Here is a 1,142-nt window from a genome sequence, read left to right on the forward strand (position 1 = left end):
GCGCCCAGCAGTTGCAGACCGATCTGCTGGAGTTCATGGATTCGCATGTGTATCCGGCGGAGGCGGTGTATGAGGAGCAGATGCGGGAGTCGGGGGATCCGCATTTCCAGCCGCCGGTGTTGGAGGAGTTGAAGGTTGAGGCGCGGCGCCGGGGGTTGTGGAATCTGTTTCATCCGCATCCGGGGACGGGTGCGGGGTTGACGAATCTCGAGTATGCGCCGTTGGCGGAGATCATGGGGCGCAGTCATATTGCGTCGGAGGCGTGCAATTGTAATGCGCCGGATACGGGCAATATGGAGGTGCTCGAGTTGTTCGGTACGGCCGAGCACAAGGAGAAGTATCTGAAGCCGTTGCTGGAGGGGACGATGGCGTCGGCGTTCGCGATGACGGAGCCTGCGGTGGCGAGTTCGGATGCGACGAATGTGGAGTTGTCGATGGTCCGGGACGGTGACGAGTATGTGCTGAACGGGCGGAAGTGGTTCGCGTCGAATGCGTTGCATCGGAATTGCCGGGTGTTGATCGTGATGGGGAAGACGGATCCGTCGGCGGCGCCGCATCGGCAGCAGTCGATGATGGTGGTGCCGATCGATGCGCCGGGGGTGACGGTGATGCGGGGGTTGCCGGTGTTCGGGTATCAGGATCGTGAGGGGCATGCGGAGATCGATTTCGCGGATGTGCGGGTGCCGGTGGCGGATGTGTTGAAGGGGGAGGGGGAGGGGTTCGCGATTTCGCAGGCGCGGTTGGGTCCGGGCCGGATTCACCATTGCATGCGGGCGATCGGGATGGCGGAGCGGGCACTCGAGCTCATGTGTCGTCGGGCGTCGTCGCGGGTGACGTTCGGGAAGCCGGTCAGTGAGAATGCGAATATTCAGGATTGGATTGCGGAGGCGCGGATCGAGATCGAGATGATCCGGTTGTTGACGCTGAAGGCGGCGTATCTGATGGATACGGTGGGGAACAAGGAGGCGCGGACGGAGATCGCGGCGATCAAGGTGGCGGCTCCGAATATTGCGTTGAAGATTGTGGATCGGGCGATTCAGGTGCACGGTGGGGCCGGTGTCACCGACGACTTCCCGCTCGCCATGATGTACGCCCATCTGAGGACATTGCGTCTCGCGGACGGACCGGACGAGGTCCACAAG

General features: G+C 62.4%; 1 protein-coding gene. It reads left to right on the plus strand.

What is annotated here, in order from left to right; genetic code table 11:
- Nucleotides 1-1,142, plus strand: a 1,142-nt coding sequence (locus tag AZG88_RS35615) for an acyl-CoA dehydrogenase family protein (RefSeq protein ID WP_061700441.1), incomplete at both ends; no start/stop codon positions are given.

It is taken from the genome of Rhodococcus sp. LB1, from assembly GCF_001583455.1.
Lineage (GTDB): Bacteria > Actinomycetota > Actinomycetes > Mycobacteriales > Mycobacteriaceae > Rhodococcus_F > Rhodococcus_F opacus.